General features: G+C 72.6%; 11 protein-coding genes. 2 read left to right on the forward strand and 9 right to left on the reverse strand.

The features are described from left to right. Window positions 1–4: 4 nt before the first annotated feature. The gene (locus ABZ883_RS23060; RefSeq protein ID WP_360908899.1) at window positions 5–1,798 is read right to left on the reverse strand and encodes a gamma-glutamyltransferase; all 1,794 of its coding nucleotides are present in this window, start codon (window positions 1,796–1,798) and stop codon (window positions 5–7) included. A 40-nt stretch (window positions 1,799–1,838) separates the two neighbouring features. On the opposite strand from ABZ883_RS23060, the gene ABZ883_RS23065 reads away from it, so the two are divergent. Next, window positions 1,839–2,657, forward strand: coding sequence for a nucleotidyltransferase domain-containing protein (locus ABZ883_RS23065; RefSeq protein ID WP_360908901.1), 819 nt, complete (start codon window positions 1,839–1,841; stop codon window positions 2,655–2,657). A gap of 53 nt (window positions 2,658–2,710) precedes the next feature. Continuing rightward, complete coding sequence (locus ABZ883_RS23070) at window positions 2,711–3,457, forward strand: Sir2 family NAD-dependent protein deacetylase (RefSeq protein WP_360908903.1); 747 nt, start codon at window positions 2,711–2,713, stop codon at window positions 3,455–3,457. 10 nt (window positions 3,458–3,467) lie between these two features. On the opposite strand, the gene ABZ883_RS23075 is transcribed toward ABZ883_RS23070, so the two are convergent. The 8 genes from ABZ883_RS23075 to ABZ883_RS23110 form a co-directional block, all read right to left on the reverse strand. Beyond that, window positions 3,468–4,451 carry an aldo/keto reductase gene (locus ABZ883_RS23075; protein ID WP_360908905.1) on the reverse strand — a complete coding sequence of 328 codons (984 nt, stop codon included), beginning with the start codon at window positions 4,449–4,451 and terminating at the stop codon, window positions 3,468–3,470. A 66-nt stretch (window positions 4,452–4,517) separates the two neighbouring features. After that, entirely contained in the window at window positions 4,518–5,951 is a 1,434-nt protein-coding gene (locus tag ABZ883_RS23080) for an NAD(P)/FAD-dependent oxidoreductase (RefSeq protein WP_360908907.1), read from the reverse strand. Continuing rightward, window positions 5,948–6,766, reverse strand: a complete 819-nt coding sequence (locus tag ABZ883_RS23085; RefSeq protein ID WP_360908909.1) for an inositol monophosphatase — start codon at window positions 6,764–6,766, stop codon at window positions 5,948–5,950. The genes ABZ883_RS23080 and ABZ883_RS23085 overlap by 4 nt, the downstream gene beginning before the upstream one ends. A 75-nt stretch (window positions 6,767–6,841) precedes the next feature. Next, entirely contained in the window at window positions 6,842–8,380 is a 1,539-nt protein-coding gene (locus ABZ883_RS23090; RefSeq protein WP_360908911.1) for an NCS1 family nucleobase:cation symporter-1, read from the reverse strand. A gap of 16 nt (window positions 8,381–8,396) precedes the next feature. After that, entirely contained in the window at window positions 8,397–9,416 is a 1,020-nt protein-coding gene (locus ABZ883_RS23095) for a TIGR03842 family LLM class F420-dependent oxidoreductase (protein ID WP_360908913.1), read from the reverse strand. A gap of 17 nt (window positions 9,417–9,433) precedes the next feature. Next, window positions 9,434–10,840, reverse strand: a complete 1,407-nt coding sequence (gene hydA / locus ABZ883_RS23100) for a dihydropyrimidinase (protein WP_360908915.1) — start codon at window positions 10,838–10,840, stop codon at window positions 9,434–9,436. A gap of 341 nt (window positions 10,841–11,181) precedes the next feature. Beyond that, window positions 11,182–12,489, reverse strand: a complete 1,308-nt coding sequence (locus ABZ883_RS23105; RefSeq protein WP_360908917.1) for an aspartate aminotransferase family protein — start codon at window positions 12,487–12,489, stop codon at window positions 11,182–11,184. A 14-nt stretch (window positions 12,490–12,503) separates the two neighbouring features. Further along, a complete protein-coding gene (locus ABZ883_RS23110) occupies window positions 12,504–13,349 on the reverse strand; it encodes a nitrilase-related carbon-nitrogen hydrolase (protein ID WP_360908919.1) in 846 nt (281 codons plus the stop codon). Between the last annotated feature and the right edge of the window lie 29 nt (window positions 13,350–13,378).

The following is a 13,378-nucleotide window of genomic DNA, read 5'->3' on the forward strand; positions in this document are numbered from 1 at the left end:
ATCCTCAGCGGCCCACCGCGTAGCCCTGCATGCCGCGGGGGTTGGCGGCGGCGGACAGGAGGCCCGTGCGCGGGTCGCGGGCGACGGCGCAGAGGCGGCCCTCGCTCCAGGGGGCCGCGACGGTGAGGTCGTGGCCGCGCCGCCGCAGGTCGTCGATGAGGGCTTCGCCCAGCCGGGACTCGACGGTGAGGCTGCCGGGGTGCATGGTGCGGGGGTGGAAGGAGCCCGGGAAGCTGTCGGTGTGCCAGTTGGGGGCGTCGACGGCGCCCTGGAGGTCGAGGCCGCCGCGCACTTCCTCGCGCAGGGCAACCGCGAGGAAGAACGTCAGTGACCACTGGTCCTGCTGGTCGCCGCCCGGCGTGCCGAACGCCATCACGGGCACGCCGTCGCGCAGCGCGAGGGACGGGGTGAGGGTGGTGCGCGGACGGCGGCCGGGGGTGAGGGAGTTGGGCAGTCCGGGTTCGAGCCAGGCCATCTGGAGGCGGCTGCCGAGCGCGAAGCCCAGGCCGGGTATCGCGGGACTGGACTGCAGCCAGCCGCCGCTGGGCGTGGCGGCGATCATATTGCCCCAGCGGTCGACGACGTCGACGTGGCAGGTGTCGCCCCGGGTCGCCCCGTTGTTCGCGACGGTCGGCTCGCCGACGCCCATCGCGTCGAACCCCGGCTCCGCTCCCGGGTCGTGGAGCGGGAAGGCGGGCAGCCGCGGGGTGCGCCCGCCGGGGCTGCCGGGCCGCAGGTCGTACGAGGCCTTGGCGGGGTCGATCAGGGCGCGCCGGGCGTCGTTGTAGGCGGGCGAGAGCAGTTCCGCGAGGGGGACGCCGTCCGGGTCGGCGTCGCCGTACCAGGCCTCGCGGTCGGCCATGGCGAGCTTGGCGCCCTCGACGAGGGTGTGCACCCAGTCCGCGGTGCCGTACTCCGGCAGGTCCGCCGGGCCGGGCAGCAGCGCCAACTGCTGCAGGAAGGCGGGGCCCTGGCTCCAGGGGCCCGCCTTGCAGACCGTCCAGCCGTTCCAGTCGTGGGTGACGGGCTCCTCGTAGCGGGCCTCGTAGGCGACGAGGTCGTCGCCGGTCAGGGTCGAGGCGTGCCGCTCGCCGGAGGTGTCCATGGCCGGGCGGGCCGCGAAGTCCACGAGGGCCTCACCGATGAAGCCCTCGCGCCAGACGCGTCGGGCGGCCTCGATCTGCGTCTCACGGCCGCTGCCCGCGGCCTGCGCCTCGCGCAGCAAGCGCTTCCAGGTGGCGGCCAGTTGCGGGTTGCGGAGCAGCTCGCCGGGGCGCGGCGCGGGCAGGTACAGCTCCGCCGAGGTCGTCCACTCCGTCTCGAACATCGCGCGCACGGACTCCACCGTCGCGCCGATGGCCTCCACCGCGGGGTGCCCGTGCTCGGCGTAGCCGATGGCGTACGACAGCACTTCGTCCAGCGGCTTCGTGCCGTGGTCGCGCAGCAGCACCATCCACGCGTCGAAGGCGCCCGGCACGGCCGCCGCCAGCGGTCCCGTACCCGGGACGAGGTCCAGGCCGAGCGACCGGTAGTACTCGACGCTCGCGCCCGCGGGGGCCGGGCCCTGGCCGCACAGCACCCGTACCTCGCCGCCCGCCGGGGCGAGGACGATGGGCACCTCGCCGGCGGGCCCGTTGAGGTGCGGCTCCACCACGTGCAGGACGAATCCGGCGGCGACCGCGGCGTCATAGGCGTTGCCGCCGCTCTCCAGCACCGCCATGGCCGACTGCGAGGCCAGCCAGTGCGTGGACGAGACCATGCCGAAGGTGCCCTGAAGGGTGGGCCGGGTGGTGAACAATTGCGTACTCCTCGCGACGTATGGCTCCTACACTCGCACGATGCCCGAACAGCTTGTCCCCGTACCCCCTGTGCGCGCCATGGCCGAGGCTCTGTGCGGTGTCCCCGGTGTCGTGGGCGTGCTGCTCGGGGGCAGCCGGGCGCGCGGCACGCACCGCCCGGACTCCGACTGGGATCTCGGCGTCCACTACCGCGGCACACCCGACACGGCGGCGCTGGCCGCGCTCGCGGCCGAGGCGGCCGGCGGGCCCGTGGAGGTCGCGGGACCGGGCGGCTGGGGCCCGTGGGTGAACGGCGGGGCGTGGCTGACGGTGGGCGGTGCCCGCGTCGACTGGATCCTGCGCGACCTGGACCGGGTGCTGCGGGTCTGGGAGGACTGCGCAGCCGGCCGCTACGAGGTGGGCATCCAGGCCGGCCATCCACTGGGCTTCTGGTCGCCGGTGTACCCCGGCGAGGTGGCACTCGGCCGTGTCCTGGCGGACCCCTCCGGTGAACTGGCCGCGCTGCGCGACCGCACCCGGGTGTACCCCGAGCCGCTGCGCGCCGCGCTGACCGGTGCCGCGTGGGAAGCGGACTTCCTGGTGGTCAACGCCCGCAAGTCGGCGGCCGCGGGCGACGTCCTGCATGCCACGCTGTGCCTGTCCCGCGCCGTCGGCGTGCTCACGCAGTCCCTGCACGCCCACCACCGGGTCTGGTGCCTGAACGAGAAGGGCGCCCTGGCCGCCGCCGACGCACTGCCCGGCGCGCCGCCCCGTTTCCGGGCCCGCGCCGAGGCGGTACTGGCCGGGCTGGGCGATCCCGTGGCCGCCGTGGAAAAGGCGGCCGGCCTCGTCGCGGAGGTGCGCGAGCGGCTGGCCTGAGCGGCGCGGAAAACACGATGCCGCATGCGGCACGGTCTGCGTACGCTCGCCGCATGAACGCCAAGAGGCCGCTGGTCGCGATTCTCACGGGTGCGGGGATCTCCACCGACTCCGGCATCCCGGACTACCGGGGCCCGAACGGTGTGTGGACGCGCGACCCCGACGCCGAGAAGCTCGTGACGTACGAGTTCTACATGTCCGACCCGGAGATCCGCCGCCGGTCGTGGCGGATGCGCATGGACGCCCCCACCCTGCAGGCGCGCCCGAACGAGGCGCACGCCGCGATCGTCCGGCTGGAGCGGTCGGGCCTGCCGGTGCGGGTGATCACCCAGAACGTGGACGGGCTCCACCAGATGGCCGGGCTGCCGGAGCGCAAGGTGCTGGAGCTGCACGGGACGGCGCGCTCGGTCGTCTGCACGCGCTGCCACGACCGCACCCCTCTGGCCGAGGCACTGGAGCGGATCCGGGCCGGCGAGGACGATCCGGCGTGCGGGAAGTGCGGCGGCATCCTGAAGACCGCCACCGTGATGTTCGGGCAGCGGCTCGACCCGGTGGTGCTGGGGAACGCCATGGCGATCGCCAAGGGCTGCGACCTGTTCATCGCCGTGGGGACCAGCCTTCAGGTGCAGCCGGCCGCGGCGCTCGCCGGGATCGCCGCCGAGCACGGCGCGCGGCTGGTGATCGTCAACGCCGAGCCGACTCCGTACGACGCGCTCGCGGACGAGGTGGTCCGCGAGCCGATCGGGACCGCGCTGCCCGCGCTCCTGGAGGGCGTCCTCCAGGAGGCGGGCACGAACTGAGCCCCGGTGGCTACCAGCGGTGGTGGACCTGGGCGCGGATGCGGGTGTCGTACAGGTCCCGCACCGCGTCCAGCGTCGTCTGCGACAGCGGCGCAAGGGCGGCGGCCTCGGCGTTGGCGCGGGCCTGGGCGACCGAGCGGGCACCGGGGATGACGGTGGTGACGCCCGGCTGCTGGATGATCCAGCGCAGCGCGGTCTGCGCGGGGGTCGCGCCCTGCGGCGTGAGCGCCACGAACTCCGCGGCGGCCTCAAGACCGGTCTCGTAGTCGACGCCGGAGAAGGTCTCGCCCTGGTCGAAGGCCTCACCGTGCCGGTTGTAGTTCCGGTGGTCGTCGGCGGCGAAGACGGTGTCCTTGGTGTACCGGCCGGTCAGCAGGCCGGACGCGAGCGGCACGCGGGCGATGATCCCGACGCCCGCCTCGGCGGCGGCCGGGAGCACCTGCTCCAGCGGCTTGAGGCGGAAGGGGTTGAGGATGATCTGCACACTGGCCACACCCGGGCGGGCGATCGCCGTCAGCGCCTCCTCGCAGGTCTCGACGCTCACCGCGTAGGCGGCGATGCGATCCTCCGCGACGAGGGTGTCCAGGGCGTCGAAGACGGCGTCCGAGGAGTACACCGCGGTCGGCGGGCAGTGCAGCTGCACGAGGTCGAGAGTGTCGACGCCCAGGTTCGCGCGCGAACGGTCGTTCCACGCGCGGAAGTTGTCCAGCACGTAGTTCTCGGGGAGCTGGGCGGCCCGGCGGCCCATCTTCGTTGCCACGAAGACACCGGCGTCGGGGCGCTCGCGCAGGTAGCGGCCGATCAGCTGCTCGCTGCGGCCGTCGCCGTAGACGTCGGCCGTGTCGAAGAAGGTCACGCCCGACTCGACCGCGGCGTCCAGCACCGCCAGCGCGTCCTCCTCCCGCACGTCACCCCAGTCGGCACCCAGCTGCCAGGTGCCGAGACCCACGACGGACGCCTTGCGGCCCGTCCTGCCCAATACGCGCTGTTCCATGTCCGCGATGCTAATCGCTGCGTCCGACAAGCGTGGCACGGGTCCGCAGCGTGGCCGCGGAGCCGGTCACCGGCGCGGGACGGCCGCGCCCAGCCGCTTCAGGACCGCGCGGGCCGCGTAGTGGCCCGGCATTCCGTGGACGCCGGGCCCGGGCGGAGTGGCGGAGGAGCAGAGGAAGACGGTGGGGCGGGCGGTGGTGTACGGGTTCCACCTCGGCTTCGGGCGGAAGGCCGTCTGCAGGCCGGTGAAGGCGCCGCAGGCGATGTCGCCGCCGGTGTAGTTGGGGTTGCGGGCCGCCAGTTCGGCGGGGCCGCTGACGGCGCGGGCGAGGACCAGATCGCGGAAGCCGGGGGCGAAGCGCTCGATCTGCCGCTCGACGGCCTCGGTGGCGTCGCCCGGCCAGTCGTTGGGCACGTGCGCGTAGGCCCAGAAGACGTGTTTGCCCTCCGGCGCGCGGCCGGGGTCCACGACGCTGGGCTGCGCGGTGATGAGGAACGGCACCTGCGGGTCCCGGCCGGTGACGGCCCGGTCGAGGGCGTCGCCGATCTCGCCGTAGGTCGGGCCGATATGCACGGTGCCGGCCCGTCGCGCCTCGGCGGCGGTCCAGGGCACGGGGCCGTCCAGCGCGTAGTCGATCTTCCAGGCGGCGGGGCCGTAGCGGTAGCGGTGAAAGGCGTCGCCCAGCCCGGCGATCCGGGCGAGCGCCGTGGGCGAGGTGTCGAAGACATAGGCGCGCGCAGGCGGCAGTTCGTCGATCTTGCGCACCATAACCCCGGTGTGCACGGTGCCGCCCAGCTCGCGCAGGTAGGAGGCCAGCGCGTCGGACAGGCTCTGGGAGCCGCCGCGCGGCAGGGGCCAGCCGACCTCGTGCGCGGCGATCGCGAACATCAGGGCGATGGCGCCGGTCAGCGGGCTGGTGAGCGGTGCGACGGTGTGCGCGGCGAGGCCGGCGAGCAGCCCGCGGGCCTTCGGGTCGCGGAACCGCCGGGCCAGCAGCGCCACCGGCGGCAGACCGGTGAGCCCGAAGCGCGCGAAGCCCAGCGGGTCGCGCGGCAGCCCCTGCCACGGGGGCCGCAGGAAGTCGTGGGCGAGGGTGTCCCAGCGCCCGATGTACGGGGCGAGCAGCCGGCGGTAGGTGCCCGCGTCGCGCGGTCCCAGCGAGGCGGCGGTCGCGCCGACGCTGCGGGCCAGGACGGCCGCGGTGCCGTCGCCGAAGGGGTGGGCGAGCGGCAGCTCCGGGTGCAGCCACTCCAGTCCGTGGGCGGCGAGCGGCATGGCGTTGAACGCGGGCGAGCCCACGCCGAGGGGGTGCACGGCCGAGCAGGGGTCGTGCAGGAAGCCCGGCAGCGTCAGTTCCTCGGTGCGCGCCCCGCCGCCGACGCGTTCGCCGGCCTCGAAGACCTCCACGGACAGCCCCGCGCGGGCGAGTTCGACCGCGGCGGTCAGTCCGTTGGGGCCGGCGCCGACGACGATCGCGTCCAGGACGCGCGCCCGGCTCACCGGCCACCCGCCATGAGGCCGACGACGCGCCGCGCGGTCGCCTCGTCGCGCGCGACCGAGAACGGGAAGGCGTTGCCGCCCGCGATCCGGAAGGGCTCCCCCGCGGCGGTGACATCCGCCCCGCCGGCCTCGGCGACCAGGAGCACCCCGGCCGCGTGGTCCCAGGGCGACTCCCAGGTGAAGGCGACGGCGTCGAGGGCGCCCCGGGCGACCTCCAGGTAGTCCAGTCCGGCGCAGGTGCACTGGCGGGCCGTGACGCCGCCGCTGCCGAGCACGTCGAACTGCCGGCGTTCCTGCTCGTCCAGGAAGGAGAACTGCGAGGTGGCGACCGTCAGCGCGGCGCCCTCCACGCTCTCGGCGGTGCGGATCGGCTCGCCGTTGAGCAGCGCCCCCGCGCCGCGCCGGGCGGTGGCCATCAGGCCGAGGCACGGCACGTACGTCCAGGAGGCGTGCACCTCGCCGTCCTGCGCGAGGGCGACGAGGGTGGCGAACTCGGGCCTGCCGGCGACGAAGTTGGCGGTGCCGTCGACGGGATCGACGATCCAGACCGGGTCGCCGCCGCCGATCCGGCGCAGGACGGACGGATCGGCGTGCACGGCCTCCTCGCCGACGACGACGGAGCCGGGCACCAGCGCCGGCAGCTCTTCGGTGAGCCGCGCCTCCGCCTCGCGGTCGGCGACGGTGACCAGGTCCCCGGGGCCGGTCTTGTGGCTGATGTCGGCGGCGGTCAGCTGCCGCCAGCGCGGCACGACCGCTGCCTCGGCGACCGCCCGTACGGCGTCCTCCACGGCCTTGAAGAGTGCGTCATCGATCACTCCCCCATCAGACCAGATCGCCCGGCGCCGTGCGCAGTCGCGGTGGCATTGGCCGGTTCACGCCATCCGCGCCGCTCACGCGGTGCGCGCGCGCCGCCGGTCCGGCCACATCAGGAGCGTGTAGAGCACGAAGGACGTGGCGAGGCCGATGGCCCAGCCGTAGTCGGCGAGCGGACGGAGCGCCGGGATCAGCCCGTCGACGGGGAACGGGCCCTGCTTCGTGCCCTTGGTGTCGACCTTGGAGTAGGAGCCGCCGATCGCCAGCAGCGCGCCCGCGGCGAAGGCCGCCACCGCCCGCCAGTTCCAGCCGGCGCGGTACCAGTAGCGGCCGCCGCCGGACCGGTACAGCTCGGGGAGTGCGAGGTGGGTGCCGCGGACGACCCAGTAGTCGGCGATCAGGATGCCCGCGACCGTGCCGAGGATGCCGCCGACGACCCCGAGCCAGGTGTAGATGTACAGCTCGGGTGTGGAGATCAGCTTCCACGGGAAGATCAGCACGCCCACGACGCCCGTGATGAGGGCGCCGGTGCGGAAGTCGATGGTCCTGGGAGCGAGGTTGGACAGGTCGTAGGCGGGCGAGACGACGTTGGCGGCGAGGTTGACGCTGATCGTCGCCACCAGGACGGTGACCAGGGCGTAGAGCAGGCCGAAGACGCTGTCGGCCTTGCCGGCCAGCTCGACGGGGTCCCAGATGGCCTTGCCGTAGACCGCCTCGGAGCCCGAGGTGACGAGCACGGACAGCACGGCGAACAGCGTCATGGTCGTCGGCAGGCCCAGCGTCTGCCCCCGGACCTGGGCGCGCTGCCCCGCGCCGAAGCGCGTGAAGTCGGGGATGTTGAGGGAGAGCGTCGACCAGAAGCCGATCATGCCCATGAGGGCGGGGAAGAAGACCTGCCAGAAGTCCGGCCCCCAGCCGAGCGAGGACGGCTGGTCCAGCAGGTGCCCGAGGCCGCCCGCTTTCGCGGCGATCCAGCCGAGCAGGACCAGGGCGCCGATGATGACGAAGGGTGCCGCCCAGTTCTCGAAGCGGCGCAGCGTCTCCATGCCCCGGTAGATGATGGCCAGTTCGAGCGCCCAGAAGACCGCGAAGCACAGCCACAGCGTCCACGGGTAGCCGCCGATCCGCGCCGCGCCGGCCCAGCCTCCCCAGATGTTGCCGAGCAGCACGAAGATGCCCTGCCCGCCGATCCAGGTCTGGATCCCGAACCACGCGCAGGCCACCGCCGCCCGCAGCAGTGCCGGCAGGTTCGCGCCGCGCACTCCGAAGGAGGCGCGGGCGAGCACGGGGAAGGGGATGCCGTACTTGGGCCCGGCATGGCCGGTGAGCAGCATCGGGGCCAGCACGATGACATTGGCCAGGGCGATGGTGAACACCGCCTGCTTCCAGTCCATGCCGAGCGCCACCAGGCCGGAGGCGAGCGTCCAGGACGGGATGTTGTGGGCCATGCCGACCCACAGGGCGGTGAAGTTGTACGTGGTCCAGGTGCGTCGGGCCAGCGGGACCGGCAGCAGGTCCTCGTTGGCGTGGCGGCCGTGCGGGACGGCCGCGCCGGGTGCCAGCTCGACGCGGCCGTCGCTGTGCGTGATCTGGGCGGGGGCCGCGGCCTCCTCCATGTGCCCGGTTCCCCGGTCAGCCGGTGAGGGCGGGGATCACGGTCGCGCCGTAGGCGTCGATGGTGGCCTCCTTGGCGTCGTGCATGTCGTACAGCGCGAACTGGTCGACGCCCAGGGCCTTGAGCGCGGTCAGCTTCTCGATGTGCTGCTGCGCCGTGCCGATCAGGCAGAAGCGGTCCACGATCTCGTCGGGGACGAAGTCCGTGTGCCGGTTTCCGGCCTTGCCGTGCTCGGCGTAGTCGTAGTCCATCCGCGCCTTGACGTACTCCGTCAGCTCCTCGGGGACCGCGCCGGAGTGGTGGCCGTAGCGGGAGACGAGGTCGGCGACGTGGTTGCCGACCATGCCGCCGAACCAGCGGCACTGCTCGCGGGCATGGGCCAGCGCCTGCGGGGAGTCGTCCTCGGTGACGTAGGCCGGTGCCGCGACGCAGATCCGCACCTCGTCGGGGTCGCGCCCGGCGGCGACGGCGGCGTCCTTGACCGCCTTGACCATCCACTCGGTGAGATGGACGTCGGCGAGCTGGAGGATGAAGCCGTCTGCCTTGGCGCCGGTCAGCGCCAGCGCCTTCGGTCCGTACGCGGCCATCCACACGGGGAGCCGGGAGCCCTGCTTGACCCACGGGATGTGGATGACATGCCCGCCGAGGTCGGCCTCGCGGCCCTCCGCGAGCTCGCGGATGACGTGCATGGCCTCCTCGATGCGGGCAAGGGTGTTGGGCTTGCGCCCGGCCACCCGCATCGCCGAGTCACCGCGCCCGATGCCGCAGATCACCCGGTTGCCGAACATGTCCGCGAGCGTGGCGAACGTGGACGCGGTCACCTCCCAGGTCCGCGTGCCCGGGTTGGTGACCATCGGCCCCACGATCAGCCGCTCCGTCTGCGCCAGGATCTGGCTGTAGATGACGAACGGCTCCTGCCACAGCACCACCGAGTCGAAGGTCCAGCCGTAGGCGAATCCGTTGCGCTCCGCGCGCCTCATCAGCTCCACGACGCCCGAGGCGGGCGGGTCCGTCTGCAGGACGAGTCCGAATTCCATGGCTCAACACGCCTCTCTCAGCCGAGGTACTGGCAGGTGCCTCGCGGGGTGTACCGGCCGTGGCCGGCGCGCCCCACATAGGTGCGGCCCTCGATGACCGGCTCGCCGCGGGAGAACACGGTCTCCACCCGCCCGGTGAGCCGCTTGCCCTCGTAGGCCGAGTAGTCGACGTTCATGTGGTGGGTGGCGGCGGACACGACCTGCTCGGCCGCGGGGTCGTAGATCACGATGTCCGCGTCCGCGCCCGGCGCGATGGTGCCCTTGCGCGGATACAGCCCGAACATCCGCGCCGGAGCCGCACACGCGATCTCGATCCAGCGGCGGCGGCTGATGTGACCGTCGACCACCGCCTGGTGCAGCAGGTCCATCCGGTTCTCCACCCCCGGCAGACCGTTGGGAATCTTCGAGAAGTCCCCCCGGCCCAGCTCCTTCTGCCCCACGAAACAGAACGGGCAGTGGTCCGTGGACACCACCTGGAGATCATCGGTCCGCAAAGCACGCCACAGCGCGGCCTGGTGCTCCCTGGGCCTCAACGGCGTCGAGCACACGTACTTCGCCCCCTCGAAGTCCGGCTCCGCGAGGTTGTCCGTCGACAGGAACAGATACTGCGGACACGTCTCACCGAAGACCGGCAGGCCCTTGTCCCGGGCGAGGGCGATCTGCTCGACGGCCTGCTCGGCCGACACATGGACGACGTAGAGCGGGGAACCGGCGACTTGGGCGAGGCGGATGGCGCGGTGGGTGGCCTCGGCCTCCAGGAGCGCGTGGCGGACCTCGCCGTGGTAGCGGGGATCGGTCTTCCCGGCGGCCAGCGCCTGCTCCACCAGCACGTCGATGGCGATGCCGTTCTCCGCGTGCATCATCACCAGGCCGCCGTTGCCGGCGCCGCGCTGCATCGCCCGCAGGATGCGGCCGTCGTCGCTGTAGAACACCCCCGGATAGGCCATGAACAGCTTGAAGGACGTGACGCCCTCCTCGACCAGGATGTCCATCTCCTTGAGGGTGTCCTCGTTCACGTCGGAGAGGATCATGTGGAAGCCGTAGTCCACGGCGCACTGGGCGTCCGCCTTGGCGTGCCAGGCGTCGAGCCCGGCGCGCAGCGACGCGCCCACGGACTGCACGGCGAAGTCCACGATCGTGGTGGTCCCGCCCCACGCGGCGGCCCGCGTTCCCGTCTCGAAGGTGTCCGAGGCATGGGTGCCGCCGAAGGGCAGCTCCATGTGCGTGTGCGCGTCGACGCCACCCGGGATGACGTACATGCCCGTCGCGTCGAGGACCCGGTCGGCGGCTTCCGCCCAGCCCCGGGCGGCGTCGGATTCGTGGGCGGCGAGTGCGGCGACCCGGCCCCCCTCGACGAGCACGTCGGCGTGGATCTCGTCGGCGGCGGTGACGACCAGTCCGCCGCGGATGACGGTGCGGCTCATGCTCCCACTCCTTCCATGGCTGAGGGCGGGGTCGCCGGTGACTCGATGCCATGTCGGAACGGCTCTACGCACGTAGACCCCGGCCGTGGGAAGAACGTACGGCCCGTCACCCACGGTGGCAATACCGCTGCCACCGATCGTCGGGCCGGCCGACCTCCCGGTGACCGCCCCCAAGGCGAACGTTCACAATATGCCATGAAACGGGCGCGGGCGGCACTATAGGTGCGGCTTCCGCGCCCTCGCCCGCGGAGATGAAACGGCGTCACATCAGGTGCGGATCCGGCCGATGGACGCGGTCCGGGCGGCGGTGCGGCCGCCCGGACCGCGGAACGGACGGAGTGTCAGGCCACCCCGCCACCGACCTCGCTCTGCGCCTGCTTCAGGGCCGCCTCCAGGATGGACGCGCCCTCCTCGGCCTCGGCGACGGTCAGCGACAGCGGCGGTGCGATCCGCAGCGCGTCACCGGCGCGGCCTCCCTTGCCGATGAGCAGACCGCCCTCGCGGGCCGCCTCCATGACAACGCCGACGGCGGCGGTGTCGGCGAGTTCGACGCCGAGCATCAGGCCGCGGCCGCGGACCTCGCGGACCACCGGCAGTCCGGCGGAGATGGCCTCCAGACGGGACTTCAGCAGCCCGCCGACACGCCGTGCGTTGCCCTGGAGGTCGTGGTCGAGGAGGTACTGGAGGTTGGCCAGCGCCCCGGCGGTGGTGATGGGGCTGCCGCCGAAGGTGGAGATGGAGTTGGCGCCGAGGCAGTCCATCACCTCGGCGCGGGCGACGACACCGCCCATGGACAGGCCGTTGCCGACGCCTTTGGCGAAGGTGAGGATGTCCGGCGGGCCGGAGCCCTCGTGCGCCTGCCAGCCCCAGAAGTGGTCGCCGGTGCGGCCCCAGCCGGTCTGCACCTCGTCGCTGATCCACAGAATGCCGTGCCGGTCCAGCACCTGCTTGAAGGCGGCCAGCAGCCCGTCCGGGCCGGAGGTGAAGCCGCCGACGCCCTGCACGGGTTCGGCGATGAGGGCGGCGACCCGGCCGTTGGCCTGGCCGAGCACGTCCTCCAGGTCCTCGACGCAGGCGGCGACGAACTCCGCGTCCGACAGGTGCGCGTACGGGCCGCGGGTGCGCACGCCGCCGTGCACGTAGAGCGTCTGGAGCGGCGACAGGCTGGTCGGCGACCACGCGGTGTTGCCGGTGATGCCGATCGCCGAGAACGAGCGGCCGTGGTAGCTGTTGCGCAGGGCCAGGATCTGGTTGGACCCGCGCAGGGTGGTGGCCAGCAGCAGCGCCGTGTCGTTCGCCTCCGTGCCGGAGGTGGTGAAGAAGACCCGGGCGTCGGGGATCCCGGACAGGGCCGCGATGCGCTCGGCGAGTTCGACGGCCTGGGTGCTCAGGTAGAGCGTCGAGGAGTGCAGGATCCGCCCGGCCTGGTCGCGGACGGCGGCGGTGACCTCCGGCAGTGCGTGGGCGGTCATGGTGGTGAGGATGCCGCCGAAGAAGTCCAGGTACTGCCGGCCCTCGGCGTCCCAGACGTGGCGGCCCTCGCCGTGGGTGATCTCGATCGGGTCGGCGTAGTAGGTCGCCAGCCACTGGGGCATGACGGCCTTGTGGCGGGCGTGGAGCGCGGCATGCTGCTGCGAACGTTCGGTCATGGTCATATCAACGATCACGCCTCCGTGAGGGTGCCGTAGGCGTCCGGGCGGCGGTCCCGGTAGAAAGCCCACTGCTGGCGCACCTCGGGGATCAGGTCGAAGTCCAGGTCACGGACGACGAGTTCCTCCTCCTTGCCGGAGGCGGGCTCGCCGACGAACTGGCCGCGCGGGTCGACGAAGTACGAAGTGCCGTAGAAGTCGTTGTCGCCGTACTCCGGTTCCTGGCCGACGCGGTTGATGGCCGCGATGAAGTACTCGTTGGCGACGGCGGCGGCCGGCTGCTCCAGTTTCCAGAGGTAGGCCGACAGGCCGCGATGGGTGGCCGAGGGGTTGTAGACGAGCTGGGCGCCCGCGAGGCCGAGGGCGCGCCAGCCCTCGGGGAAGTGCCGGTCGTAGCAGATGTAGACGCCGACCTTGCCGACCGCGGTGTCGAAGACGGGCCAGCCGAGGTTGCCGGGCTTGAAGTAGAACTTCTCCCAGAAGCCTTTGACCTGCGGGATGTGGTGCTTTCGGTACTTGCCGAGGTACGAGCCGTCGGCATCGATCACGGCCGCGGTGTTGTAGTAGAACCCGTCCTGCTCGATCTCGTAGACGGGGACCACCATGACCATGCCCAGTTCCTCGGCCAGCGCCCGCATCCGCCGCACGGTCGGGCCGTCCGGCACGGGCTCGGCCCAGCGGTAGTTCCCGGCCTCCTGCACCTGGCAGAAGTAGGGGGCGTTGAACACCTCCTGGAACCCGATCACCTTGGCGCCCTGGGCGGCGGCCTCACGGGCGTGCGCCTCGTGCTTGGCGATCATCGACTCGGTGTCGCCGGTCCACGTCGCCTGAACGAGCGCCGCTCGTACGACATTGGGCATGACAGCTCCTTTGACGCGGTGTCACACCG

This window comes from Streptomyces sp. NPDC046977, from assembly GCF_040644455.1.
Lineage (GTDB): Bacteria > Actinomycetota > Actinomycetes > Streptomycetales > Streptomycetaceae > Actinacidiphila.

Excerpts from the sequence above, each read along its gene's own strand:
- ABZ883_RS23065 (WP_360908901.1), top strand. The coding sequence starts at position 1,839 with ATGCCCGAACAGCTTGTCCCCGTACCCCCTGTGCGCGCCATGGCCGAG.
- ABZ883_RS23070 (WP_360908903.1), top strand. The coding sequence starts at position 2,711 with ATGAACGCCAAGAGGCCGCTGGTCGCGATTCTCACGGGTGCGGGGATC.
- ABZ883_RS23075 (WP_360908905.1), bottom strand. The coding sequence starts at position 4,451 with ATGGAACAGCGCGTATTGGGCAGGACGGGCCGCAAGGCGTCCGTCGTG.
- ABZ883_RS23090 (WP_360908911.1), bottom strand. The coding sequence starts at position 8,380 with ATGGAGGAGGCCGCGGCCCCCGCCCAGATCACGCACAGCGACGGCCGC.
- ABZ883_RS23095 (WP_360908913.1), bottom strand. The coding sequence starts at position 9,416 with ATGGAATTCGGACTCGTCCTGCAGACGGACCCGCCCGCCTCGGGCGTC.
- hydA (WP_360908915.1), bottom strand. The coding sequence starts at position 10,840 with ATGAGCCGCACCGTCATCCGCGGCGGACTGGTCGTCACCGCCGCCGAC.
- ABZ883_RS23105 (WP_360908917.1), bottom strand. The coding sequence starts at position 12,489 with ATGACCGAACGTTCGCAGCAGCATGCCGCGCTCCACGCCCGCCACAAG.
- ABZ883_RS23110 (WP_360908919.1), bottom strand. The coding sequence starts at position 13,349 with ATGCCCAATGTCGTACGAGCGGCGCTCGTTCAGGCGACGTGGACCGGC.